Origin of the sequence: Bradyrhizobium sp. ERR14, from assembly GCF_014198235.1 — a bacterium.
Taxonomy (GTDB): Bacteria; Pseudomonadota; Alphaproteobacteria; order Rhizobiales; family Xanthobacteraceae; genus Bradyrhizobium.
On the sequence record NZ_JACIHD010000001.1, the window covers coordinates 402136 to 427285 of the forward strand.

The window sequence follows — 25150 nt, forward strand, 5'->3', positions numbered from 1 at the left end:
GTTTGGGGGATAGGCGGACATCGCGGATTTATGAGTGCACGCGCTAGCTCGCCGTCATCGTCCCGCCGCCCAGCGCCTTCCTGATCATCTCGGCGAGCTGGTTTCTCCGATAGGGCTTGGTCAGCAGCATCACGCCGTCATCTAACTTGCCGTGATGGACGATGGCGTTGTCGGTGTAACCGGAGGTGTAGAGCACCTTCACACCCGGCCGCAGTTTGGCCACCTCGTCGGCAAGGTCGCGTCCGCTCATGCCGCCGGGGATGACGACGTCGGTGAAGAGGAGATCGAACGGCTGGCCGGCCGCGATCAATTCCAGCGCGGATTTGCCGTCGGGCGCGGCAACCGTCTTGTAGCCGAGGCTCTCGAGCTGCGCAGTGACGAAGTTGCGCACGAGATTGTCGTCCTCGACGACGAAGATGGTCTCGGCGCCGCCTTCGGCCTGCGGGGCGTGGGCTGCGACGACGTCCGCCGTGCCTTCGCCCGGCGGCAGATAGAGCTTGATCGTGGTGCCGTGGTTTTCTTCGCTGTAGATCTTGATGTGGCCGCCGGACTGCTTGACGAAGCCGTAGACCATGGAAAGGCCGAGGCCTGATCCCTTGCCGACTTCCTTGGTGGTGAAGAAGGGCTCGAACGCCTTCTGCTGGATGTCGGGCGACATGCCGGTGCCGGTGTCGCTCACCGCGAGCATGACGTAGGGGCCGGCCACCACGTCCGCATGGGCCTGTGCATAGGCCTCATCCAGCACGACGCGGTGGGTCTCCAGCAGCAGCTTGCCACCGTTCGGCATGGCGTCGCGCGCGTTGATCGCCATGTTGAGCACGGCGTTGGTGAGCCGGGACGGATCGATATGCGCGGTCATCGGCCCCTGTTCAAGCACGGTCTCGATCTGGATCTGCTCGCCGAGGGTGGGACGCAGAAGTTTCGCGATGTCCGCGATCGCGGCGTTGATCTCGACGTTGCGCGGCTGCAGCGGCTGCCTGCGCGCAAACGCGAGCAGATGCTGGATCAGCTCGGCGCAGCGCTCGGCAGCATCGTCGATCAGCCGCGCCGCGCGCTGGAGCTCGGGCTGCTGCTTCAGGCTCGCCACCAGCGTCTCGGTGTTGCCGGAGATCACGGTCAGCATGTTGTTGAAGTCGTGCGCGACGCCGCCGGTCAGCTTGCCGATCGCGTCCAGCTTCTGCGACTGGTACAGCTGCCGCTCGGTCTCGCGCGACATGGTGGCGTCGTGATAGACCAGCACCGCGCCCGTGATGTCGCCTTGCCCGTCCAGCATCGGCCGGCCGCTGATCATGAGATGGCGGGGAGCATTGCCGCTGTGCGGGCGGACGATCATCTCCAGATCCTCGAACTTCTCGCCGCGCAGCACGCGCACCGAGGGCAGCTCGTCGGCCTTCATCGGCGTGACCCCGTCGCCGTGAAACACATCTGACAGCGCGCGCAGATTGCGCAGGTTCATGCCGGCGCGATGCAGCAGCATGCGCTCCGCGGCCGGATTGGACAGCAGGACGTTGCCCTCGGCGTCGATGACCAGCACCGCCTCCGCCATGCTGTGAAACGTGCTTTGCAGCACGTTGACCGACAGGCGCAGCTCGTCATGCGCGGTCACCAGATGCTCGGTCCGCTCGGCCACCGCCGCTTCGAGGGCGTGCTTGGCGGCTTGTGTTTGCTCGAGCGTGCTCTGCAGCTGCACCGTGGCGCGCTGGCTCTCGCGCATCACCAGCGCCACCAGCAGCAGGATCAGCACGGCGCCGGCGACGTCGATGCCGAGCAGCACGATGCCGGTGCGGCGTGAGTCCTGGGAGCGCGCGGTGAGCAGGCGTTCTTCATCCGCGCTCAGATGGTCGAGATTGCCCATCACCGTGTCCATCAGGCCGCGGCCCTCGGCCTTGCTGTTGAGCGCGGCAATGCCGGCCTGGTCATTCGCCGCGCGCAGGCGCATCGCTTCGGCGGCGATCTCGACCCGGCGCAGCGCCAGCGGTTCGGTGCCCTCCAGCAGCGTGACCTGATCGGGATTGTCGCGCACGCCGCGCTTCAGCTCGGCCAGCGCCGGTGCGATCTGGACCCGCACGCCCTGAAACTCGTCGGCGAGCGTTTGGCTGCGATAGAGTTCATAGCCGCGGGCGGCGCTCTCGGCGCGGCGCAGCAGCACGCGCAGATCGGAGATCTTCTTCTGCACCTGGACGGTGTGGTTGACCCACGCCGCGTCGGACCGCGACTTGACGTCGAGGGCGATCGAGGCCGCGGTGATGATCAGGAGGATGGCAAGTCCAGCACCGAGAATGACGCGCTGCGTTGGGATCAAGGGGCTTCTTTCTTGTCCTTCGGCTGTGCGCTCTCGCCCGGACCGGCGAGGCATTCCCGGATCGTGGTCAGCAGCGCTTCCGGCGTGAACGGCTTGCGCAGGCAGCGCGTTGCCCCGAGCTCCAGCGCCATGCGGAGGAAATCGGGAGAGGGCGAGGCGGATGAGGCGAAGGCATAGCCGGACATCGCGATCAGCGGAGTAGCCGGCGCGCGCTCGTGAAAGATGCGGATGGATTCGAAGCCGCGCATATGCGGCATGAAGATATCAACGAGCATCACCTCAAAGGCCTGCGCTTCCAGCGCAGCCAGTCCTGTTTCGCCGCCGTCGGCCAGCGTGACGTCGAAGCCCTGACGTTGGAGGAGGACCTCGATGGTCGCGCCGACCATCGGATCGTCATCAACCACGAGAATACGCGGCATGACACTTCCCAGTAATCGAAGTCCCCACTGTGATTGGTGATATCCGCGAATCGTGCCTCGGGTCAATTTTGGATTGGATCGGGGTAGATATGCACGGTGCGGTGCATAGGCTGCGGCGCGTGTTCCGTGCCTTATCTTGGGCCACGGGTCATCTATGCGCCATGGTTCGCGCGGGAGCGCACGCGGCACGCGAAGTGGGAGCAGCTTCGATGAAAGGTTGAAGCAAAGTCGAGGGGATCACGAGGCCGAACGCGATCGGCAAGACGACTGGCGAAACTGCAGCGGCTCGCAGAACAGACATGGGCGGCGCCCGGCCATCACCGGCGCCGCCCATGGGGTTTGTTGCATCGTCGATTCAGACCGTCTTACGGGCAGGGATGCCGCTGGCCGTCATAACCGAGATAGGTGCCCGAAGCCGGGTCGTATGACTTGTAGCGCCGCGCGCAATAGGCAGAGTCGCCGCCGCTATCCGGCACCACCGCCACGGTCGGCTCATCATAGTAGCTGTCGCCATAGTAGTAGGGGTCATCGTAATAGCCGCCGCCGTAATAGGCATACGAGCCGAGCCCGCCGATCGCCGCACCGGCCGCGAAGCCCGGCCAGAAGCCGCCGCGACGATGATGATGATGATGCCAGCCTCCGCCGCTCCAGTTGCCGCCGCGGCCTTGCCAGGTGCCGCTGTTGGCGGCTGCAAAGTTACGGCTGACGCCACCGGTAAAGGACGTGCCGCCGCCCGGACGGACCGCTGGGCCGGCCGCGAAGCTGCCGCCACCTCCCTGCAACGCAGGGCCGCCGCCAACCCGTGCTCCGCCACCGAAGCCGCCGCCACCCATGCGCGCGCCGCCGCCACCACCGAAGTGAGCGCCGCCGCCACCGCCACCGCCGATGTGAGCACCACCACCACCACCGCCACCGCCGACGTGGCCGCCACCACCGCCGCCACGGCCACCGCCGCCGGGCCCCTGTGCAAAGCTCGGTGAAGTCATGGGTAGAACGAGCGCCAGCGCTGCGGCGGCACTCAAGACTTTCAGACTTTTCATGATAAAACTCCTTTCCCGGAAGCAAACCCTATGAAAGGGCTGGAGTTCCTGGGATCACGCCGGTTTGCGCGTGAACGGAGCCTCGCTCTCAATGGCTGTACCCCGCATGAACGGATCGCGTCCGATTTGCGGCAGCGTTCATGGCGAGGCCGGCGCATTTGCCGAGGGCACCGCCGCCCCGCCGAACTGGACATTTCGCCGCCCGGATGGCATCAGGACCCGACGAAGCAGGGCCCTTGCCGCATGAAACAATTCTTCCTCAAGTTCTTCACCTGGTGGAACGGCCAGACTTTTGGCACCCAACTCTGGACCAAGCGGTACGGAGAGCTGGTCGGCCAGGACGAGCAGGGCAATCTCTACTATCGCACCCGCGGCGGCGCTGTCGATCTCACGCTCGGCTTCGAGCGACGCTGGGTGGTCTATAACGGCTATGCGGAAGCCAGCCGGATCCCGCCGTCCTGGCACGGCTGGATTCATCACGTTGTCGATGTGCCGCCGACCGAGGCCAACTATCAGCCGCGCGAATGGGAAAAGCCGCACCAGCCGAATCTCACCGGCACGGCAAAGGCCTATCGGCCCTCGGGCTCGACCCTTGCCAGCGGCAGGCGTCCGAAGGCGACCGGCGATTATCAGCCCTGGACGCCTGGCTAGGCTTTCGGTCCTTCCTCGAATCTCGATCGTTCGGTTGGATGCACGCGCATCCGCCTCACCCTGCTGTGGACAACGGGAACAGCGGGGATGCCTTCTGCGTGGGCGTTGCAGCCGCGCAAGCCATGTGGCTCAATGATCCCATCTTACGGAGATGGGAAACCATCGCGTTCGGTTCGGGCAACAGCTCGCGACTGTCCCGAAATGCAGCGGCCGCCGACAAGGACTCGATCGGGAGATAGGCCCCCGGTCTGGAAGGTCCGAAATCGCCCGATGTGAATGTGCAGCCGCCGTAAGACAGGAAAGGCCGCTTGGGAAACCGAGCGGCCTTTTTCTTTGAGGCGCTTCGTCGGCCGGTTTGTGCGCCTCAGTCGTAGCGCACCTTCGGGAAGAAGTCGCCGCGGCCTTCAGGTGTCATGTCGAGCAGGCCCCAGAGCGGATCGACCAGATCACCGGCGCGATGATGCTGCTTCGGCGCGGGCGGCGCGAAACTCATCTCCGAGCCCCAGAAGTGCCTGATCTTGCCGTTCGCTCTCTTGAAGACGTTGAAGATCGTCTCGTCCCAATTCTGCCCGTCGGGAACGTGGTGCTGCGCGCGCATACCCTTGGAGAACTTCGAGGTGTCGCCGAAGTAATCCGCGTCAAAGGAGTTGCCAGCGGTGGACAGCAGCGACAGATGCTCCCAACCGCGTTCGTGGGCCCAAGCGGCGAGACGCGCGATCGGCGATTTTGCAACGATGTGAAGCGCGGCACGCTCGCCGACATGCCTTGCGGCGCCGTCGAGCCCGTCAAGCAAATGGGTGCAGCCGGGGCACGGCAGCTCGCGCTCCGGCCCATACATGAAGCTGTACAGGATCAGCGTGTCATGCGGGCCGAACAGCTCCGACATCCTGACCTGTTCCGGCATGCTCGTTTTGCCGATGCGCTCGAAGACGTAATCCTGGGGCACCTCGCCACCGAGCGGCAGCGCGCGACGCCTGGCAGAAACGACCTCAATCTGAGCCCGGAGGGCAATCTCCTCATCCAGCAATGCATTTCGCGCGGCACGATACTCAGTGCTTTCATTGGGGTAGTGGAGATGCTCCATGATTGCGCTCCGGATGCTGTGAGTTTCGTGCGCATTCAACTCGTTCCCCGAAACCTCGGTTCCGTCGCCGAAAGTGGAACGTCTACACCACCCGGTCCGCAGCGCGCTTCACCGCCTCGAGCCGCCGTGCATGGTTTTGCGCGCCGCGCTCCCGGAGCAAGGTCATCACTTCGGCCGGCGCCGTATCGGGCGAGCCCGAATTGAACGGCGGGGCGGGGTTATATTCCATCTGGAGCTGGATCGCTTCCGCGGTGGTGCGATTGACGAGGATCGACACCAGCGTCAGCGCGAAATCGATTCCTGCGGTGACGCCGCCGCCGGTGATGCGGTTGCGGTCGATGCAGACACGTGCCTTGGTCGGCGTGGCGCCAAATTGGGCCAGCATCTCCATCGCGCTCCAATGGGTGGCGGCGCGGTAGCCCTTGAGCAGACCGGCAGCGCCGAGCGCCAGCGATCCCGTGCAGACGGAGGTGACGTATTTTGCGCCCTCGGCCTGCCGGCGCAGGAAGTCGAGCACCTCCTCGTCATTGAGCAGGTCGTCAGTGCCGCGGCCGCCGGGTACGCAGATCACGTCCAGTTGCGGGCAGTCGGCGAATGTCGTGGTCGGCGTCAGCGTCAGCACGGAATCGCTCGGCACCGGCTCGATCCGCTTCCAGATCAAATGCAGCTGTGCGCCGGGCACCATGGCGAACACCTGCAAGGGACCGGTGAAGTCGAGCTGGGTGACGCGCGGGAACACCAAAAGTCCAATCTGGAGCGGTGACGACATCGGCAGATCCTCCAAAGATGAGCTTGACGGGCGAAGATTGGCATGGTGCGGTTGTGTCTGAAATGGCGTAATTCCCTCTATTTCGGACATGTCCTATGATCGGCATCCTGATCTTCCCGGATTTCCAGCTGCTCGATGCGGCCGGCCCGATCTCGGTGTTCGAGGTCGCGGCGCGCTGCACCGGCAAGACGCTTGCGCTACGCGTGCTGGCCGCGGGCGCGGGACTGGTGCGCAGCTCGTCGGGCGTCGAGATGATGGCGCGTGATTTCAAGTCGGCGAATGCGATCACGACGCTGGTGATCGCGGGCGGCGCGGGCGTTGCGGATGCCGCGCGCTGCGAGGTCACGCGCGCCTTCGTGCAGCGGCTGGCGCGGCGCGGCGTGCGAGTCGCAAGCGTCTGCTCGGGCGCCTATGTGCTTGCCGAGGCGGGACTGCTCGACGGCCTCCGCGCCACCACGCATTGGGGGCGGACGCGCGATTTCGTCGCGCGGTATCCGAAGGTGAAGTTCGAGCCGGACCAGATCTTCACCCGCGACGGCAATGTCTGGACGTCAGCCGGCATCACCGCGGGCATCGATCTGGCGCTCGCGATGGTCACCGAGGACCATGGCGAGGAGATCGCGCAGCAGGCCGCGCGGCAGCTCGTGCTCTACCATCGCCGCAGCGGCGGCCAGTCGCAGTTCTCCTCGCTGCTGGAGCTGAAGACACCGAACGGCCGCTTCGGCGCGCTGTTGTCCTGGGCGCGCGAAAATCTCGACGCGCCGCTGACGGTGGAGGACCTCGCCGATCGCGCCGGCATGAGCGCACGGCATTTCGCCCGCGCGTTCGCCGCCGAAACCGGCGCGACGCCGTCGAAAGCGATCGAGCGGCTGCGGCTCGAAGTCGCGCGCGAGCGCGTGCAGTCCTCGCGCGAAGCGATCGAGCTCGTCGCCGAGGCGACCGGGTTTGGCGATCCCGAAAGAATGCGCCGCGCCTTCATCCGCGCTTTCGGCCAGCCGCCGCAGGCGCTGCGGCGCGCGGCGCGGGCGGGTTAGGGGATGCTCGTCGCAGCAGAGCTGGAGGTGTTCGCGCGTGCCGTCAGGCGCCGCGCGATCGGCATCAGCATGTAGGGCGCGAGATGGATCGGAAACTGCGTCATCGCGAAATAGAGCCAGGTGGTAGGCGGCAATGCGCCGGCCGTAGCCGCCAGCATCAAGCCGAGATTGCGCTGTGACACCATCAGCCCGAGTGCGAGCGCGCGCTCGGTGCCGATGCGGCGGAATAGCAGCGTGGTGATCGCGAGCAGCGTGAAATAGATCGCGAATGAGAGAGCTGCGAGGCCGAGGGTGAACAGCGGCTGTGCGAGAAGGTCGCTGACGACATCGCCCATGATCGCAGCAGCGAAGATGAAGAGGATGATGATGTTGAGGCCGTCGATCGGCGTCTTGTGACGCTGGATCGCCTCCGCGCCGAAGATCCATCGGATCGCTGTGGCGGCCAGCAGCGATGCTGCGAGGATGCCGAGCAGTTTCAGGCCCAGCGTCAGCGGTGTGACGCTCAGCATGTCGCCGAGAAAGAGGCCGGCGAATAGCGAGGCCGTGAAGGGCACCAGCGCGGTCGAGGTCACCAGCGTGATCAGCACGAGCGTGGCATCGAGACCCATCAGTGCGGCCAGTGCCGGAGAGGCCATCATCGGCGAGGCCATGCTCTGGAGCATCAGCGCGAGCGAAAGCCCGGGGGCGCGAGCCGTGAGGCCGGTTGCGTGGGCGATCAATCCGACGATCAGCGGCACGCCGATCGTGGTCCAGGCCGTGGCGGTTGCAACCAGCGCCGGTCGGCGCAGATGGCTGTAAAGGGCGGCCAGATCGACCCGCATGAAGGAGATGCAGAGCAGGCAGAGGATTGCCTCGGTGAGATAGGGACGCAGCAGCGCGCCGAGCGGTGGCACCGCAGCCGCGATGAACACGACAGCCGCGACTCCGCGCGTGCCCTGGCTGCCGAGCCATGTCAGGACGCGCAGCGGGAAGGTGATGATGGTTTGGAGAAGGACAGGCATCGGTATCGTTGATGCGTCGGGCTATGGGACTGTCATCCCAATCCCTTCAACCATGCGCCGATCTCGCCGACGGCGACATTGGCCTGCTGCAACAACTTGCCCATCGTGAAGAAGCCATGGAATTGGCCGGGATAGTGCTTGTGCGTGACGGGTACGCCGGCCTGCTTGAGCCGCGCGGCATATTCGTCGCCTTCGTCGCGCAGCGGATCGGCGCCGGCGGTCAGCACATAGGCGGGCGGCAGGCCGGCCAGGTTTTGCGCACGTGCCGGTGAAGCGCGCCAGTCATGGATGTCGGCGGCGCCATTGAGGTAGTGGTCGCGAAACCAGCGGATCACCGAATGCGTCAGCAGCACGCTGGTCTCGGGCTCGCTGTGAGAGCCGTGCGTCATGGCGAAATCGGTCGCCGGGTAGATCAACACCTGGCCTGCGAGTGCGGGACCGCCAGCCTCGCGCGCGGCGAGCGCGACGACCGCGGTGAGGTTGCCGCCGGCGCTGTCGCCGCCGATCGACAGGCGCGAGGCGTCGATGCCGAGCTCGCGCGCGTTTGCGGCGATCCATTGGGTCGCGGCAATGGCGTCCTCAATGGCCGCGGGAAACTTGTGCTCCGGTGCGAGACGGTAGTCGACCGAGATCACGATCAGCGCGCCCTCAACCGCGAGCTGGCGGCAGACGACGTCGTGGGAGTCGAGATCGCCGATCACCCAGCCGCCGCCATGGAAGAACACCAGCGCCGGCGACAGGCCGTCGTGTCGGCGCGGCTCCTTCGGCACGTAGAGGCGCGCGGGGATCGCGCCGTGCGGCGCCGGGATCGATAGCGGCGTGGCCCGCGCGAGCTCCGGCGGCTTGGGGTTGGTGGCAAAGCGGGCCTGCGCATAATAGGCGCGCGCTTCCGGCGCGGTCAGGGTCTCGTAGGCGGGGCGGCCGGCCTCCTGGAACGCCCTATAGACGGCGGCGGCATCGGGATCGAGCATAACGGGCATGGAACGGCGCACCTCGGGGTTTCCGGTTATCGTTGAATGTGATTTTCGGGGCGATGCCCGCCGCGCGCCCCAAGGAGGGGCTTTCCGACTATCCCACCCGTCAGCCGCCCTGGCCAGCGGGCGGCGGGCAGGGCAGGGATGCCGCCCTTCCCCCGCCGTATTCCCCGTGTTAACCGGAGGGCCTGCGAGCGGCGGTATCCCCTGTAGAATGTCCAACAAGCCCGATTCGCTGTTGAAGCCGCGCGAGATGTTTCGAACCATTACCCTGACAGGTCTTGCGGCGCTTTTGGCCGCCACCGCACTGACGGTTGCGACGCCGGCTCAGGCGCAGATCGGCACGATTTTTTCCGATCCGCCGCCGCTGCGGCCGCCCGGCAACATTCCGCGCGGCCAGCCCCAGCCGCAGCAGATCCCCGATGACGACGAAGAGGTGCCGGAGTTGCCGCCGCAGGGCCGCGTGCTGCCGTCGCGCCCGATGCCTCCGCCGCCGGGCCGGCAGGGCAATGTGATGCCGGGGCCGGTCGAGACCCAGCCGCTGGCGCCGCCGCCGGGCTCCACCGTCGCCCCGCCAAACCAGCCGCCGCCTGTGGCGGTCGCGCCGCCGGGCCAGCCGGGTGCGCCGGGTCGCCAGCCGCAGCAGAAGGGCGGGCCGGGCGGCGCCGTGCCGCAGACCCCGGCAAGCCTGCAGCCGGGCGACGAGGTCGTCACCGAGCCGCCGGCCCAGAAGATCGTGAACAAGAAGGCGACCTTCTCGGGGCTCGACAAGATCACCGGGCGCATCATCAATTTCGACGAGGAGATCGGCGAGACCGTCCAGTTCGGCGCGCTCAGGGTCAAGACCGACGCCTGCTACACGCGACCGGCGACCGAGGCCACCAACACCGACGCCTTCGTCGAGGTCGACGAGATCACCTTGCAGGGCGAGGTGAAGCGGATCTTCTCGGGCTGGATGTACGCGGCAAGCCCGGGCCTGCACGGCGTCGAGCATCCGATCTACGACATCTGGCTCACCGACTGCAAAGAGCCGCAGCAGACCATTGCGACCGCAGCGCCGGATCCCGCGACCAAGCCTGCACCGCCGCCGCCGCCCGCGCAGAAGAAGGCCGCGCCGAAGCAGGTGCAGCAGCGTCCGCCGCAGCCTCTGCCGCCGATCCAGCAGCAGCAATCGGCACCGCCGCCGCCTCCGCCGCCGGAGCAGCGACCAGGTCTGTTCGGTATCCCGGGGTTTGGCCGCTAGGCCTGGCTAGATTATTGCCGCGCGGCGATGATCTCGAGCGCGCGTGCGCCTGGGATCACCTCACCCGCCGAGAGCTTCAGGAAATCGCCCGGCTCGCCCGCGAGCGCCTTGTCGAGCAGCGCGGTGTAGCGCCGCCGCGAGATCTCGGCCGCACCAAAGCTCTTCAGATGTTCGGTGACATATTGGGTGTCGAGCAGCTCGAAGCCGCCATGGATGAGCCGCGCGACCAGATGCACCAGAGCGACCTTCGAGGCATCGCGCGCGGTGTGGAACATGCTCTCGCCGAAGAAGGCCCGTCCGAGGCTGACGCCGTACAGCCCGCCGACGAGGTCCTCGCCCTGCCAGGCCTCGACGCTGTGGCAATGGCCGAGCTCGAATAGGCCGCCATAGAGGTCACGGATGCGCTTGTTGATCCAGGTGTCCTCGCGTCCGGCCTGCGGCGCGGCGCAGCCGGCGATCGTCGCCTTGAACGCGGTGTTGACGGTTACGCGAAACACATCCGAGCGCACGGTGCGCGCGAGCCGCGAGGCGACGCGAAATCCGTCGAGGGGGATGACGCCGCGCAGCTCCGGCTCGACCCAGAACAGGGTCGGGTCTTCGGCGCTTTCGGCCATCGGAAAGATGCCGCAGGCATAGGCGCGCAGCAGCACGGCCGGTGTGATTTCAGACGGGGCGGAGTCGCGCGAAGTCATGGTTCGCAACCATAGCAGGATCGCGACGCGGTTGCGATGGGGGTGAGCAGGGCAGCGAGATCAGCTCGCGGCGGCGGTGCTGGTCCTGCCGGAGGCTGCCGGCATGCGCGCGAATTTCAGCACGATCCGGGTTCCGGAATGGGCGGGATCGCGCTCGACCGTGGCGTCGAGCTTCGAGGCCATGGCCGCGACGATGCGCTGGCCCATGCCGGTTGAGCGCGGATCGGCCTTGACGTTGTCGCCGACGCCGTTGTCGGTGATCGACAGCAGGACATCCTCGCCCTGCGCGTGCAGCTCGACATGGATCGGGCCGGCGCCGTCGGGATAGGCGTATTTCACCGCGTTCATCACCAGCTCGTTGACGATGATGCCGACGGCGACCGCGCGGTCGGGATCGATCTCGATCGGCTCGGCCTTCAGCGTCAGGCGCGACATCCGGTTGCCTTCGGCCGAGCGGCGGAGATCCTCGAGCAGCGAGTCCAGATACTGGTTCAGGACCACGCTCTTCAGATCCTGCGAGGTGTAGAGGCGGCGGTGCACTTGCGCGACCGCGGCGACGCGGCCCATCGCGTTGGTCAGTGCCGCCTTGACCTCGTCCTGCGCGGCGGAGCTTGCCTGAAGGTGCAGCAGCGAGGCGATGATCTGGAGCGAGTTGCCGACGCGATGGTTGACCTCGCGCAGCAGCAGCTCGCGTTCGGCGGCAAGGGCGGCGTAGCGGTCGCGCGAGGCATGAATCTCGGCCTCGGCTTCCTCGCGCGCCTTCTGCAGTTCGGCCTGGCGCAGCGCGCCCTCGATTGCGACGTGGAGCAGGGGGATGAAATCGCCCGTGACGTCCTTGACGAGATAGTCGGCCGCGCCGGCCTTCAGCGCGGTCACCGCGATGCTGGAATCCTGCGAGGCCGTGACGAACACCACGGGCGGCGCACCCGGGATCGCCATGATTTGCTCCAGCGTCTCCAGCCCGTCGAGGCCGGGCATGTACTGGTCGAGCGCCACCACGTCGATGCCGCCCTCGGCCGCAGCGCGGCGGATGCGCTCCAGGCCTTCCTCGCCGCTCGCGGCATGGACGACCCTGTAGCCGCGCCGCGTCAGGCCGCGATCGACCAGGCGCGCCAGCGCACTGTCGTCGTCGATGTAGAGCAGTGTTGGCGTGCGCTGGTTCATGGGGCGGCGGGAGGGACCTGGATGACCGAGAAGAACAGGCCGAGCTGCCGGATGGCATTGGCGAAATTCTCGTAGTTGACGGGCTTGGTGATGTAGACGTTGCAGCCGAGCTCGTAGCAACGCTTGATTTCCTGGGAATCGTCGGTGGTGGTCAGCACCACCACGGGCGAAGCCTTCAGATATTTGTTTTCCTTGATCTGCCTCAGGATGTCGATCCCGGTCATGTCGGGCAGGTTGAGGTCGAGCAGGATCAGCAGCGCATTGCCCTTCTGCACGAGCCCTGAGCCGTCGGCGCCGAACAAATGCTGCATTGCGTCCGTGCCGTTGGGGAACGAGACGATCTCGTTGTTGACTCCCGAGCGGCGGATGTTGCGCTCGATCAGGCGGGCGTGGCCCTCATCGTCCTCGATCATGATGATGGTGACAGGCTGGGTCATCGATCTCAGTTCCGGTTGCTCACATTCCAGGCGATCGGCAGCGTGATCGTGAAGGTGCTGCCCGCGTCCAGTTCCGACGATACCGACATGGTGCCGCCGAGGCGACGCACAAGTGCACGCACATGCGCAAGACCAATGCCCTGGCCGGGCTTGTCCTGGGTTCCCGCACGGCGGAACAGGTCAAATATCCGCTGATGGTCCTTCGGATCGATGCCGCGGCCATTGTCGCTGATCTCGAAGATAGCGTAGCCGAGCTTGGTGCGCCCGCGGATTCTAATTTCGCCGGGCACCCCGCGCTTCAGGTACTTGATCGCATTGTCGATCAGATTGGAGAAGATCTGCTCGAGTGCGAGCCGGTCGCTGACGATGTCAGGCAGCGGCTCGAGGTGGATCTCGGCCTGCGCCTCGGCCGCCTGGTGCGCCAGTGTCGACACGATGGCCTCGATCAGCTCGCTGGTGTCGATCTTCACCGGCTGGAATTCGCGTCGGCCCTCGCGGGTGAGGTTGAGGATGGCCGAGATCAGCCGGTCCATCTTGGCGATCGACGTCTTGATGAAGCCGAGCGCCTCGGAAAAATCCTCCGAGAGCTGCTTGTCGGCGCCTTCGAGCACGATCTCGCCGGGCGCGCCTGGCGCCAGCGGCGGCCCGCCGGCGGGGACTTGGGTGAGGCTGCCGATGCGGCGGAAGACATCGCCGCTGAGCTCTTCGAGCTCGCTGGTGAAGCCCATGATGTTGACGAGCGGCGAGCGCAGATCGTGGCTGACGATATAGGCAAAGCGCTGGATCTCTGCGTTGGCTTCGCGCAGATCCGCAGTGCGCTCGTCGACGACGGACTCCAGATTGACGTTGGCATCGCGCAGGCGCGCTTCGGCCTCGTCACGAGCGCGGGCCGAGCGCCGCACCAGCCAGGTCGAGATCAGGGCCAGCAGCACGACGAGGCCGGAGCCGATGCCGGTCATCGATGCAGCCAGGGTCTGGCTCCGGTCGGAGTTGGCCGTTCGGACCCGGAACAGCCGCTCCTCCTCGCGGATCATCGCGTTGGCCAAATTGCTGATGGTGGTTGTGGTGTTGCCGGCCGCGGCCTCGCGGATCAGCGCCGTGGCCCGGTCCGGTTGGCCGTCCTTCACGAACTTCATTTCGCGCGAGAACTGGTCGAGTCGGGTCTCGATCGCCGCGCTCAGTTTTTCGATGCTGTCGCGTTGCGCCGGATTGTCGCCGATCTGGCGCGTGAGCTTGTCGAGCGCCGGAATGATCGCTGCGACGGCCTTCTCGTGGTCCGACTGGAAATCCGGTCCCTGCGTCAGCAGAAAGCCGCGGGCGCTGCTCTCGGCGCGGCGGATTTCAAGCAGTAGGGCGTTGATCTGGCTCTCCGCCTCGATCGTGTGAAGCACCCATGTGCTGTCTTCCCTCGCCTTGTTGACGAGATAGACCGAGCCGGCGCTGATCACGGTCAGAATCAGAAGACCCGCCGAAATCAGCAGGATCTGCCAAAATGCGCGCCGTCGATGGGCCTCGGCCGTCACGACGGCCTCGCTCTGTCACGTTCAGCGGAAGTCAAAACGCCCCCTTGGAACTGTCCCCGCGTCGAGAACGCGATGGGGGCCAAAGGGTTCCACGACGAAAGTGGATTTATCGCGGAGCGGGTTCCGTCTTGCCGGCCAGATACTGTTCCAGCCAGTGGATGTGATAATCGCCGTTGATGATGTCGTCTTCACGCACCAGCGCGCGGAACAGCGGCAGCGTGGTCTCGATGCCTTCCACGACCATCTCGTCCAGCGCCCGGCGCAGCCGCATCAGGCATTCGGCGCGTGTCTTGCCGTGCACGATCAGCTTGCCGACCAGGGAATCGTAATAGGGCGGGATCGTGTAGCCCTGGTAGACCGCGGAATCGATCCGGACCCCGAGTCCGCCGGGCGGATGGTATTGCAGGATGCGGCCGGGCGAGGGACGGAAGGTCTGGGGATTCTCGGCGTTGATGCGGCACTCGATCGCATGGCCGATGACCTGGACCTCTTCCTGCCTGGCCGGCAAATCGCCGCCGGCGGCGATGCGGATCTGCTCCAGCACGAGGTCGATGTCGGTGATGCTCTCGGTGACGGGATGCTCGACCTGGATGCGGGTGTTCATCTCGATGAAGTAGAACTCGCCGTCCTCGAACAGGAACTCGATGGTGCCGACGCCGAGATATTTCATCTCGCGCATGGCTTTCGCACAGGTCTCGCCGATCTTGGCGCGCGCGGCCGCGGCAAGGACAGGCGAGGGGCCCTCTTCCCAGACCTTCTGGTGGCGGCGTTGCAGCGAACAGTCGCGTTCGCCGAGATGGATCGCGCCGCCGCGGCCGTCGCCGAGAATCTGAATCTCGATGTGACGCGGCTTCTGGAGGTATTTTTCCAGATAGACCGAGGCATCGCCGAAGGCCGATTTGGCCTCGTTGGCCGCCGTCGACAGCGCCACCTGCAGGTCGGCCTCGCTGTGCGCCACCTTCATGCCGCGGCCGCCGCCGCCGGCCGCCGCCTTCACCAGCACCGGAAAGCCGATCTTCCTGGCGATCGCCAGCGCGTCGTCATCGGGACCGACCGCGCCGTCGGAGCCGGGCACCACGGGGATGCCGAGCCGCTTGGCGGTCTTCTTCGCCTCGATCTTGTCGCCCATCAGGCGGATGTGCTCGGCCTTGGGGCCGATGAAATGCAGATTGTGCTCGGCGAGGATCTCCGCAAAGCGGGCATTCTCGGACAAGAAGCCGTAACCGGGATGCACGGCATCGGCGCCGGTGATCTCGCAGGCCGCGAGCAGCGCGGGCACGTTGAGGTAGCTGTCCTTGGATGCCGGCGGTCCGATGCAGACGCTCTCGTCCGACAGGCGCACATGCATGGCATCGGCGTCGGCGGTGGAGTGCACGGCGACAGTCGCGATGCCGAGCTCCTTGCAGGCCCTGAGGATGCGAAGGGCGATCTCGCCGCGATTGGCTATGAGGATCTTGTCGAACATGGTGTCCTGTCGCGAATGGCGAGTGGCGAATGGCGAGTAGGGAAGGGGTGGACCATTCGCTATTCGCTATTCCCCATTCGCTTACTCAATAATCACCAGCGGCTCGCCGTACTCGACCGGCTGGCCGTCCTCGACCAGGATCTGCGTCACCGTGCCGGCGCGCGGCGAGGGGATCTGGTTCATGGTCTTCATGGCTTCGATGATCAGCAGGGTCTGTCCAACCGAGACCTTGCTGCCGACCTCGATGAACGGCTTGGCGCCGGGCTCCGGTGCCCAATAGGCGGTGCCGACCATCGGCGAGCTGACCGCGCCAGGATGCTTCGACAGGTCGGGTCCGGCGGCGACAGGCGCGGCGGAGGCGACCGGCAGGGCGGCGGGAGCGGCTGCCATCTGCATCGGCATGGTCGCAGCAACGCTGACGTTGCGGGCAACGCGCAGGCGCAGGCCCGCACGTTCGATCTCGATCTCGGTGAGACTGGTCTCATCGAGCAGCAAAGCGAGCTCGCGGACGAGCGCGGAATCCTCGCTGGAAAACTTTGCGGCTGCTTTGTCGTCTGGCTGGCGCGCCATGTTGTTTGATCCGAATGTTCTGTTTGATGAGGGGGCTTCAGGCTTTGGGCTTGATGGCAAGCTTGGCGGCAAGGCCCTGGATGGCGAGGCGGTAGCCCTCGATGCCGAAACCGCAGAGCGAGGCGAAAGCGGCGCGTGCGGTGTAGGAGTGGTGACGAAAGCTCTCGCGGGCGTGGATGTTGGTCACATGCACTTCGACCGTCGGGATCTGCACCGCGAGCAGCGCGTCGTGCAGCGCGATCGAGGTGTGCGAATAGCCGCCGGCATTGACGATGATGCCCTTCATCTTGCGCGCATGCGCCTCGTGGATGAAGTCGATCAACTCGCCCTCGCGGTTGGACTGCCGGCAATCGGCCTTGAGGCCGAACGTTGCCGCGGTCTCCCGGCACAGTGCCTCGACGTCGGCCAGCGTGGCGTGGCCATACTTCTCGGGCTCGCGCGTTCCCAACATGTTGAGGTTCGGCCCGTTCAGGACGAGGATCGTATCGGTTGCAGGTTCTGCCATTCCAATCCCGGGAAGAGGTGCTCGGCGTGGCGGGGTTATAGGTAACAAAGCGGCCTAGGGGAAGCCTTGAAGGGCCTCCCAGGGGCCTTCAAGTACCTCATCCCCGGTGCAAAAACCTGTGCGGAAGCTACGGAAATCGCTTGTTAACCAGTTCTAATCGTGGCTGCCGGAGGGAGGCTCGCAGGGGAGGGCGACGCATAGGCCAAAGGCCCCTGCCGATCTCTCGGCAAGGGCCCATTTGGGTATCAGCGAAGCAGCTTAGCCTTCGATGATGTAGACGATCTCGCGCGTCTGCGGACGGACGATCACGTACTGACCGCGGACGAAGATCACCTCATAGCCACGCCACTCCGGGTAGATCTCCACGATCCGGGGCGGAAGCGGATGGACTCTGACGGAGGCCGGGATCGCGGTGCCGACCGAGATGTTGAAGTTGACGTTCGTCGTCTCTTCGATCTTGGTCGACTTGATCGCCGTCGAGATTTCAGACCGCTTTTCGGCCGGCGGCGCGGAAGCCGTCGCGGAGGCGGTGCCGGTCGTGGTCTGGGACTTGTCGGTCGTAGCCGCATTGTTGGTCTTGGCAGCGCCGCCCGCCTTGTTGTCCTCAGCCTTCATGTCCTTGGCAGACTTGGCGGGGTCCGACTTTGTCGTCGAGTCCGAGCTCATGCTCTTCGACTTGTCCTGCTGGGACTTGTCCTGCGCACGTTCGTCGGTGCGCTGGCCCTTGGTGGCGCCGGCCTTGTCCTCGGCCGCGTTCTTGTTCATCGCGCCGCCCGGGGAGCGCTCGTCCTTCATCGCGCCGGATTTGTCTTCGGAAGCCCGATCGGACTTCATGGTGCCAGCGCCACCGGCCTGGCCGACGGTGCCCTTGTCATGGCTCATGGAATCGCGGCCGGTCGCGCCGCGCTCCGCGGCGCCGCCGGAAGGCTGCGAATGCTGCATCTGCGCGCCACCGGCGCCGCCGCCGCTGTCACGGCCCATGGTGTTCTGTGCGTTCGCCAGACCGGCGCCGGCGACGAGCGCGAGCGTGGCAACCGAAATCATAAAGCGGTTCAACATCGAATTCTCCTCACGTGTTTCTTTGCGTCATTGCCCGCGCCGACAACGAAAGGAGATTTGAGTTGTTCCGGAACTTCGCCTGTTCCGCGGCATTTGTTTGTTGAATGCCAGATGAATGATTTTGCACGAAGACGCCAACGTTCGGCGCAAGAAAAAGGCCGGCTTGTCAGCCGGCCTTTTCGGGTTTTCAGGATCGTAAAACGTATGATCAGCAGGTTGCCTTGCCGCAGCGGGCAATGCCGATCTTTTCCTTGAGGCTTTCGACGCCGACCGCGCCGATCACGATCTGCTTGCCGATGACATAGCTCGGCGTGCCGTTCATGCCCATCGCTTCGGCGAGCTTGAAGTTCTCCTCGATGGTGGCGCGCACCTCGGGGCTGGCGATGTCCTTCTCGATCTTTGCGGTGTCGAGGCCGGCATCCTTGGCGGCTTGAAGCGCGCGCGCCTTGTCGGCCGCGCCGCGGCCGCCGAGCAGCTTCTGGTGGAAGTCGAGATATTTCTTGCCGGAGGGGTCCTGCATGCGCACGGCGACCGCGACCTGCGCAGCCTCCACCGAGCCCTGGCTCAGCACCGGAAATTCCTTCAGCACCACCTTCAGCTTCGGATCGGCCTTCATGATGGTGAGCATGTCGTCCATCGCGCGCTTGCAGTAGCCGCAATTGTAATCGAAGAACTCGACGAAGGTGACGTCGCCGTCCTTGTTGCCGAGCACGACCTGGCGCGGCGAGTTGAAGATCGCGTCCGCATTCTGCGCGATGCTGGCCTCGTGCTTCTGCGTCTCGGCCGCGGCCTGCCGCTTGCTGAGCTCGGCCATCGCCTCCTCGAGCACCTCGGGATGGCTGATGAGATAGTTCTTGATGATCTTCTCGATGTCGGTGCGCTGGGTGTCGGAGAAACTGTCGGCCGACGCGGGCACGGCTGCGCCGAACAGGGCGAGCGCAAACAACGCGGGAGCAAGCAGGCGCAGCGAAGGCATAGGTAAATCCTCTTATCCAAAGCAGGTTTCGGAATACGTCCCGGCGGACTTAAGCTCGGTGTCGTGACGTCGTGGTATCGGGCGTCGTTCAGTTGCGCGGCGGCTTCGCCGCCACGATGTCGTCGGCCTTGACCCATCCGGGCGTGCCGACGGCGAAACGGGTTTTCGCGCGCGTGGCGAGCTCGCGGGCGGTCTTGTTGTCGCCGCGTAGGTAAGCGGCTTGCGCCGAGGCGAGATCCGCTTCGGCATAGTCGCCCTTCCGGCCATAGGCCATCGCGAGCTGGGTATAGCCGAGCACCGCTTCCGGTTCTCGCGCCACCGCGGCGCGGAGAATCCGAACGGCGTCGTCGGTGTAGGCCTTATTATCGGTTCCAACCAGAGCTTGCCCAAGTAACATCTCGATGAGGGGCGCGTTGTTGGAAAGCTGCGCGGCCTTGCGCAGCGGAGCGACCGCATCGGCCGGCTTGCCGCTCTCCAACAGGGCCTGGCCGCGCACCTCGTAAAAGTACGGGTTGTTGGGCTGCACCTGGATCAGCGCGTCGATCTGGGCCAGCGCGCTGCGCAGATCGCCGTGCAGATAGGTGCTGATGGCGCGGGCATAGCGCGCCGGCATGCTGTCGTTGGTCTGGGGATAGCGTCGGTACACCGTCTCGGGCCGCTCCATGAACGCGGAGATCTTGGCGCGCACCATGTCGTGGCGGAGCTGGAGCGCGGGATCGTCCTTCTTGTTCCAGTAGGGGCTGGAGCTGGCGAATTCCTGAAGCGCGGCGACGCGCTCGGCCGGCATTGGATGCGACTGGAGATAGGGATCGGCGCCGCGCGCGGCGAACAGGCTCTCACTGGTGAAGCGCTTGAAGGTCTCGTACATGCCTTTCGGCGATTGCTGGGTCGCGGTCAGGAATTTCACGCCGGCGCGGTCGGCGTTCTCCTCCTGCTGGCGCTGGTAGGACAGCAGCGTCCGGCGGATCACCTCCTGCGGAGCGGAGATCGCGGCCGCGCCTGCATTGGCGAGCCCGTTGTTGCCTGCGCTGCTGCGCTGGGTGCTGCCTGCGGCGATCGCGCCGGCGCCGAGCAGCATCGCAATGATCATCTGGGTCTGGGCGGCGGCGAGCTGCTCGCGCAGCTTGGACAGATGGCCGCCGGCCAGATGCCCGGTCTCGTGCGCGAGCACGCCGATGATCTGGTTCGGCGTTTCCGATTGAAGGATCGCGCCGTAATTGACGAAGATGCGGCGGCCGTCGGCGACGAACGCGTTGAACGAGCTGTCGTTCAGGATCACCATCTGGATGTTCTGCTTCTCCAGACCGGCGGCGCGCAGGATCGGGCGCGTATATTCGCGCAGCAGCTGCTCGGTCTCGGTGTCGCGCAGGACAGGCGGCCCCTTTTGCTGCGCCCGCGCCGCCGGGAGCGGCAGCAGCGCGATCGCCGCAGCCGTGACGAGGGCGGTGAGGGCGGTGGCCTTCTTGCGCAATGCGATCTGAAGCAACATCAAACGGTCTGGAGAGCAGTTTCGTGATTGGTTTTGGCGATTGGCGGCGGACCGGATACGCGATATGCCCTTATGAGCCTTACCCCTTATGAGCCGCACAATGCGGCCAGTCTGGGGCGCAAGCGCCCCGTTTCCCGGACCGGACGCACCGGCCCGCCAGCGAAATAGCAGAAATCGATGCACGATGCGACATTGAGGAACCGGTTGGGGCAGTGGCTCGAGCCCTCCCGCCGCAGTGATGTTCCCCCGTTCATGGTGATGGACGTCATGGCCGCGGCAGCCCGAATCGAGGCCGCCGGCGGCCATGTCATCCACATGGAGGTCGGCCAGCCCGCGGCCAGGGCGCCCAGCACCGCGATTGCGGCCGCCCACGCGGCGCTCGAGGCCGGGCGGATCGATTATACCTCCGCACTCGGTATTCCCGGTCTGCGCGAGCGCATCGCGCGCCATTATCGCGATGCCTATGGCTGCGACGTCAGCCCTGACAGGATCGTCGTGACCACCGGCTCCTCCGGCGGGTTCATCCTGGCCTTCCTGTCGATGTTCGAGCCGGGCGACCGCGTCGCGGTGACGGTGCCGGGCTATCCGCCTTATCGCCATATCCTCACCGCGCTCGGTTGCGAGCCGGTGCTGATCGAGACCACAAACGAGACGCGCCATGCGCTCACCGGCGAGGCGTTGCTCGCGGCGCATCGCAAGGCGCCGTTGAAGGGCGTGCTGGTCGGAAGCCCCGCCAATCCGACGGGGACGATGATGTCCCGCGAAGCGCTCGCCGGCTTGATGGCGGCGGCCGAAGACGCAGGCATCCGCTTCATCTCGGACGAGATTTATCACGGGCTCGATTATGCGTTTCCGGCGGTCACCGCGGCCGCGCTCTCCAAGCACGCACTCGTGATCAACTCGTTCTCGAAATATTTTTGCATGACCGGCTGGCGTGTTGGCTGGATGGTCGTGCCCGAAATTCTGGTGCGGCCGATCGAGCGGCTGCAGCAGAACCTATCGATCTCGGTGCCGTCGCTGTCACAGATCGCGGCAGAAGCCGCCTTCGACGGCGCAGCCGAGATGGAAACGATCAAGCACGGCTATCAGGAAAACCGGCGAATTCTGATCGAGGGATTGCCGAAAGCCGGCCTGAGCAAGTTCTTGCCGGCCGATGGTGCATTTTATCTGTATGCCGACGTCTCGGACTTCACCTCCGACAGTTTCGAGTTCGCCAAGCAGATGCTGGAACAGGCACGCGTTGCGGCCACGCCCGGCGTCGATTTCGATCCCGTTCACGGCCGATCGTTCATTCGCTTTTCTTATGCACGCTCGCCCGGGGAGATGCGCGAGGCAGTTGACCGGATCGCTCACTGGCTTAAATAGCCGCCAGTTTTCGACCACCACCGGAGTTCAACTTGTCTGCCCGATCTGTCTCGACCGCTGCTGCGCCACATTCTTCTCTCGCCGCATTGATGTGGCCGACCCGGCCGGGCGAAACCGTCGGCGCGATGCGTGCCGTCGTGCTGGTTGCGCTCGGCACCGCTTTGATGGCGCTATCAGCCAAGGTCAGCCTGCCGCTGCCCTATGTCCCGATGACATTACAGACGCTGGTCGTGCTGATGATCGGCGCGGCCTATGGCTGGCGCCTTGGCAGCGCAACCATGATCGCCTACCTCGCCGAGGGCGCGCTTGGCGTGCCGGTATTCGCCGGACCGGTGGGTGGGATTGCACCGCTGGTTGGCCCGACCGCGGGCTATCTGTTCGGCTTCGTCGCTGCCGCTTTCGTGACCGGCTGGCTCGCCGAGCGCGGCTGGGATCGCAGCGTGGCGCTGCTGTTTGCAGCGATGGCGGTTGGCCATATCGTCATTCTGGCCGCCGGGTTCGGCTGGCTGGCGTTCGGCCTCGGGCTGGGCGTTGGAAAAGCCTGGCAGGTCGGCATCGTGCCGTTCATTGCAGCTTCGCTGGTCAAGAATGCGCTTGGCGCGACGTTGATGCCGGCGGCGCGCAGGCTGATCGAGCGTCGCCGGTAAAGCGCGCAAAGAGTTCGCGGTTCCAATTGACAGGGCCGGCCAAGTTGATCTTGGCTGGCCCAGCGTTTTGAGGGGGAGTGAAACAATGACGACGACAACGATGGCGGAGGCGCCGATCGCGCCGCCCGCAGCAAAGCCGTGGTACAAGGTTCTCTACGTCCAGGTGCTGATCGCCATCGTGCTCGGCGCCATCGTCGGCTGGCTGTGGCCACAGTTCGCAACCAACGAATGGATCAAGGCGCTCGGTGACGGTTTCATCAAGCTGATCAAGATGGTGATCGCCCCGATCATCTTCTGCACCGTGGTCTCCGGCATTGCCCACATCCAGGACGCCAAGAAGGTCGGCCGCATCGGCGTCAAGGCGCTGGTCTATTTCGAGGTCGTCTCGACCTTCGCCCTGGTGATCGGCCTCGTCGTCGGCAATCTCGTCAAGCCGGGCGCAGGCTTCGGCAATGCTGCGGCGAGCGAGGCGGCCGTTGCGAACTACGCCAAGCAGGCCGCCGGCCAGAAGTCCGTCGACTTCGTGCTGCACATCATTCCGGACACCGTGGTCGGCGCCTTCGCGCAGGGCGAGATCCTGCAGGTGCTGCTGTTCTCGGTGCTGTTCGGCTTCGCCATCATGAGCTTAGGTGAGCGCGGCCACACCATCCGCAGCTTCATCGACGATGCCGCGCATGCGGTGTTCGGCGTCATCTCGATCGTGATGCGCGCGGCACCGATCGGTGCGTTCGGTGCGATGGCCTACACCATCGGCAAGTTCGGGACCGGTGCGATCCTCAACCTGATCGGTCTGATCGCGACCTTCTATGCCACCGCGGCGCTGTTCGTGTTCGTCGTGCTCGGCATCATCGCGCGCCTGGCCGGCTTCTCGATCTTCAAGTTCCTGGCCTACATCAAGGACGAGCTGCTGATCGTGCTCGGCACCTCCTCCTCGGAGAGCGCGCTACCGTCCATGATGGAGAAGCTGGAGCGGCTCGGCTGCTCCAAGTCGGTGGTCGGTCTGGTAGTGCCCACGGGCTACTCGTTCAACCTCGACGGCACCAACATCTACATGACGCTGGCGACGCTGTTCATCGCACAGGCGCTCGGCGTCGATCTCAGCTTCAGCCAGCAGCTCACCATCCTGGTCGTGGCGATGCTGACCTCGAAGGGCGCCTCCGGCATCACCGGCGCGGGCTTCATCACGCTGGCGGCGACGCTGGCCGTGGTCGATCCGCGCCTCGTGCCGGGCATGGCGATCGTGCTCGGCATCGACAAGTTCATGAGCGAGTGCCGCGCGCTGACCAATCTGTGCGGCAACGGCGTCGCCTGCGTGATCGTCGCCTGGTGGGAGGGTGAGCTCGACCGCGACAAGCTCAACGCCAACCTCTCCAAGCAGATCGATCCGACCGACATGGAGACGGCGATCACGACGGACTGATCTGGACCTGACGGCGCGAGCTGCGCTGTCAGACCTTGAAGTCATAGGGCTGGTCGAGATGCTCGATCAGCCCTTTTTCTTTCGGCTAGAACCGCTCCGGCCGGTACGGCATCGGATCGATCGCAGGCGTCTCGCCGCTCATCATCTCGGCGAGCAGGCGCCCGGTCGCGGGTCCGAGGGTAAAGCCCTGGTGGCCGTGGCCGAAATTCATCCAGAGGCCGGGATGCTGCGGAGCTTGCCCGAGCACCGGCAGCATGTCGGGCGTGCAGGGGCGGGTGCCAAACCACGGATCCGGCTCGACGCGCTTGCCGAGGTCGATCAGCTCGCGTGCGGATGCTTCGGCGCTGGCTAGCTGAACGGGCGTCGCGAGTGCATCCGGGCTCGTCAGCTCGGCTCCGGTGGTGATGCGAATGCCCTTGGCCATCGGCCCCATGGCATAACCGCCGGCCTTGTCGATCAGCGGCAGGTCGAGCGAAGCGCCGCCGCTGTAATGCATGTGGTAGCCGCGCTTGCGCACCAGGGGAATGCGATAGCCGAATTTGTGGAGGAGATCGGGCGACCACGGCCCGAGGGTCACGACGGCGTTGGCGGCGTCGAGACGCCCCTGGTCCGTATCGACCGACCAGCCGGTCGCGGTTTGCCGCAGCGACTGCGCATCGCCAAGCACAATGGCGCCGCCGCGGCGCTCGAATAGCTCGGCATAGGCCGTGACCAGTGCGCCGGGATCGGACACGGTCCAGGTGTCGAGCCAATGGATCGCGCCGGGAAGATCGTCGCGCAGGACCGGCTCGACCCTGGCAAGCTCGCTGCCGGAGAGCACGCGAAAATTCACGCCGAACTCGCGGCGGTCTTCCTCCGCCGTCTTGATCGCCAGATCGAATGAAGCGGCATCGCGATGCAGCATGCGATAGCCGGCGCGGCGGATGAGATTGTCGGCATGGGCTTCGCGAATGAGGATGTCGTGCTCGCTCGTCGCGTAGGCGATCAGCCGCGCCCATGCATCGACGGCCTCGCGATGGCGCTTCGGGGCCGAATGCCACCAGTAGCGGAGCAGGGGCTCGATATGGAGATGAAGCGACGACAGGCTGTAGCGCACATCGTTGGTGCGGCCGGTCGCGATCTTCAGCAGCGTCGCAAGGTCGCGCGGCATCGGATAGGGGCGGACCGCTTCGGCCTGGATCATCCCGGCGTTGCCGTAGCTGGTCTCGCGGCCCGGCTCCCTGCGGTCGACGAGCCTGACGGCCCAGCCGCGCTGCTGGAGGTGCAGCGCCGCGCTCACGCCGATCATGCCGCCGCCGAGAACAATTGCGCTTTGCATTGG

24 protein-coding genes are annotated in these 25150 nt (G+C 65.6%); 6 read left to right on the top strand and 18 right to left on the bottom strand.

From position 1 onward, the window contains the following. Window positions 1–43 precede the first annotated feature (43 nt). The 3 genes from GGD62_RS02045 to GGD62_RS02055 all read right to left on the bottom strand — a co-directional run bounded on the left by GGD62_RS02045 (window position 44) and on the right by GGD62_RS02055 (window position 3761). On the bottom strand, window positions 44–2302 hold the full coding sequence (locus tag GGD62_RS02045; RefSeq protein ID WP_183706925.1) for a CHASE3 domain-containing protein: 2259 nt from the start codon (window positions 2300–2302) through the stop codon (window positions 44–46). After that, window positions 2299–2721, bottom strand: coding sequence for a response regulator (locus GGD62_RS02050; protein WP_018322990.1), 423 nt, complete (start codon window positions 2719–2721; stop codon window positions 2299–2301). The genes GGD62_RS02045 and GGD62_RS02050 overlap by 4 nt, the downstream gene beginning before the upstream one ends. Window positions 2722–3086: 365 nt before the next feature. Beyond that, a complete protein-coding gene (locus GGD62_RS02055; RefSeq protein ID WP_183706926.1) occupies window positions 3087–3761 on the bottom strand; it encodes a BA14K family protein in 675 nt (224 codons plus the stop codon). 243 nt (window positions 3762–4004) lie between these two features. Between GGD62_RS02055 and GGD62_RS02060 the strand changes: the two genes are divergently transcribed. After that, window positions 4005–4412, top strand: coding sequence for an NADH:ubiquinone oxidoreductase subunit NDUFA12 (locus GGD62_RS02060; RefSeq protein ID WP_183706927.1), 408 nt, complete (start codon window positions 4005–4007; stop codon window positions 4410–4412). 364 nt (window positions 4413–4776) lie between these two features. Here the strand turns inward: GGD62_RS02060 and GGD62_RS02065 are convergent, their stop codons facing one another. Beyond that, entirely contained in the window at window positions 4777–5496 is a 720-nt protein-coding gene (locus GGD62_RS02065; protein WP_183234144.1) for a DUF899 family protein, read from the bottom strand. An 82-nt stretch (window positions 5497–5578) separates the two neighbouring features. Beyond that, window positions 5579–6265 carry a DJ-1/PfpI family protein gene (locus GGD62_RS02070; RefSeq protein ID WP_092262074.1) on the bottom strand — a complete coding sequence of 229 codons (687 nt, stop codon included), beginning with the start codon at window positions 6263–6265 and terminating at the stop codon, window positions 5579–5581. A 95-nt stretch (window positions 6266–6360) separates the two neighbouring features. On the opposite strand from GGD62_RS02070, the gene GGD62_RS02075 reads away from it, so the two are divergent. Further along, window positions 6361–7299 (top strand): GlxA family transcriptional regulator, encoded by a 939-nt coding sequence (locus GGD62_RS02075; RefSeq protein ID WP_183706928.1) that lies wholly within the window; start codon window positions 6361–6363, stop codon window positions 7297–7299. On the opposite strand, the gene GGD62_RS02080 is transcribed toward GGD62_RS02075, so the two are convergent. Both GGD62_RS02080 and GGD62_RS02085 read right to left on the bottom strand, forming a co-directional pair. Next, entirely contained in the window at window positions 7296–8300 is a 1005-nt protein-coding gene (locus GGD62_RS02080) for a Na+-dependent transporter (protein WP_183706929.1), read from the bottom strand. The genes GGD62_RS02075 and GGD62_RS02080 overlap by 4 nt on opposite strands. A 32-nt stretch (window positions 8301–8332) precedes the next feature. After that, window positions 8333–9280, bottom strand: a complete 948-nt coding sequence (locus tag GGD62_RS02085) for an alpha/beta hydrolase (protein ID WP_183706930.1) — start codon at window positions 9278–9280, stop codon at window positions 8333–8335. Window positions 9281–9488: 208 nt separating this feature from the next. On the opposite strand from GGD62_RS02085, the gene GGD62_RS02090 reads away from it, so the two are divergent. After that, window positions 9489–10517 (top strand): DUF2155 domain-containing protein, encoded by a 1029-nt coding sequence (locus GGD62_RS02090; protein ID WP_183256808.1) that lies wholly within the window; start codon window positions 9489–9491, stop codon window positions 10515–10517. An 11-nt stretch (window positions 10518–10528) separates the two neighbouring features. Here GGD62_RS02090 and aat read toward each other — a convergent pair whose 3' ends face one another. The 10 genes from aat to GGD62_RS02140 form a co-directional block, all read right to left on the bottom strand. Further along, complete coding sequence (gene aat, locus GGD62_RS02095; protein ID WP_092262040.1) at window positions 10529–11209, bottom strand: leucyl/phenylalanyl-tRNA--protein transferase; 681 nt, start codon at window positions 11207–11209, stop codon at window positions 10529–10531. 60 nt (window positions 11210–11269) lie between these two features. Further along, window positions 11270–12373, bottom strand: coding sequence for a sensor histidine kinase (locus tag GGD62_RS02100; RefSeq protein ID WP_183706931.1), 1104 nt, complete (start codon window positions 12371–12373; stop codon window positions 11270–11272). Beyond that, on the bottom strand, window positions 12370–12810 hold the full coding sequence (locus GGD62_RS02105) for a response regulator (RefSeq protein ID WP_018323001.1): 441 nt from the start codon (window positions 12808–12810) through the stop codon (window positions 12370–12372). Before GGD62_RS02105 ends, GGD62_RS02100 begins: the two co-directional genes overlap by 4 nt. 5 nt (window positions 12811–12815) lie before the next feature. Continuing rightward, window positions 12816–14333, bottom strand: coding sequence for a CHASE3 domain-containing protein (locus tag GGD62_RS02110; RefSeq protein ID WP_183706932.1), 1518 nt, complete (start codon window positions 14331–14333; stop codon window positions 12816–12818). A gap of 106 nt (window positions 14334–14439) precedes the next feature. Then, complete coding sequence (gene accC, locus GGD62_RS02115; protein ID WP_018323002.1) at window positions 14440–15798, bottom strand: acetyl-CoA carboxylase biotin carboxylase subunit; 1359 nt, start codon at window positions 15796–15798, stop codon at window positions 14440–14442. 81 nt (window positions 15799–15879) lie between these two features. Beyond that, window positions 15880–16368 carry an acetyl-CoA carboxylase biotin carboxyl carrier protein gene (gene accB, locus GGD62_RS02120; protein WP_018323003.1) on the bottom strand — a complete coding sequence of 163 codons (489 nt, stop codon included), beginning with the start codon at window positions 16366–16368 and terminating at the stop codon, window positions 15880–15882. A 37-nt stretch (window positions 16369–16405) separates the two neighbouring features. Then, entirely contained in the window at window positions 16406–16873 is a 468-nt protein-coding gene (gene aroQ / locus GGD62_RS02125) for a type II 3-dehydroquinate dehydratase (protein ID WP_092262044.1), read from the bottom strand. Window positions 16874–17131: 258 nt separating this feature from the next. Next, window positions 17132–17932, bottom strand: a complete 801-nt coding sequence (locus GGD62_RS02130) for a DUF1236 domain-containing protein (protein ID WP_018323005.1) — start codon at window positions 17930–17932, stop codon at window positions 17132–17134. A 208-nt stretch (window positions 17933–18140) separates the two neighbouring features. After that, window positions 18141–18908 (bottom strand): DsbA family protein, encoded by a 768-nt coding sequence (locus GGD62_RS02135; RefSeq protein WP_183706933.1) that lies wholly within the window; start codon window positions 18906–18908, stop codon window positions 18141–18143. A gap of 88 nt (window positions 18909–18996) precedes the next feature. Further along, window positions 18997–20397, bottom strand: a complete 1401-nt coding sequence (locus tag GGD62_RS02140) for a M48 family metalloprotease (protein WP_179730595.1) — start codon at window positions 20395–20397, stop codon at window positions 18997–18999. A gap of 177 nt (window positions 20398–20574) precedes the next feature. Here GGD62_RS02140 and GGD62_RS02145 point away from each other — a divergent pair, with 177 nt between their 5' ends. From GGD62_RS02145 to GGD62_RS02155, 3 genes are all read left to right on the top strand, one after another. Beyond that, window positions 20575–21762 carry a pyridoxal phosphate-dependent aminotransferase gene (locus GGD62_RS02145; RefSeq protein ID WP_183706934.1) on the top strand — a complete coding sequence of 396 codons (1188 nt, stop codon included), beginning with the start codon at window positions 20575–20577 and terminating at the stop codon, window positions 21760–21762. A gap of 89 nt (window positions 21763–21851) precedes the next feature. Continuing rightward, the gene (locus GGD62_RS02150) at window positions 21852–22409 is read left to right on the top strand and encodes a biotin transporter BioY (protein WP_092262049.1); all 558 of its coding nucleotides are present in this window, start codon (window positions 21852–21854) and stop codon (window positions 22407–22409) included. A gap of 85 nt (window positions 22410–22494) precedes the next feature. Beyond that, window positions 22495–23829 carry a dicarboxylate/amino acid:cation symporter gene (locus GGD62_RS02155; protein WP_018323010.1) on the top strand — a complete coding sequence of 445 codons (1335 nt, stop codon included), beginning with the start codon at window positions 22495–22497 and terminating at the stop codon, window positions 23827–23829. Window positions 23830–23914: 85 nt separating this feature from the next. Here the strand turns inward: GGD62_RS02155 and GGD62_RS02160 are convergent, their stop codons facing one another. Beyond that, window positions 23915–25147: an FAD-binding oxidoreductase gene (locus tag GGD62_RS02160; protein ID WP_018323011.1), complete on the bottom strand. Its 1233-nt coding sequence runs from the start codon at window positions 25145–25147 to the stop codon at window positions 23915–23917. Window positions 25148–25150 lie beyond the last annotated feature (3 nt).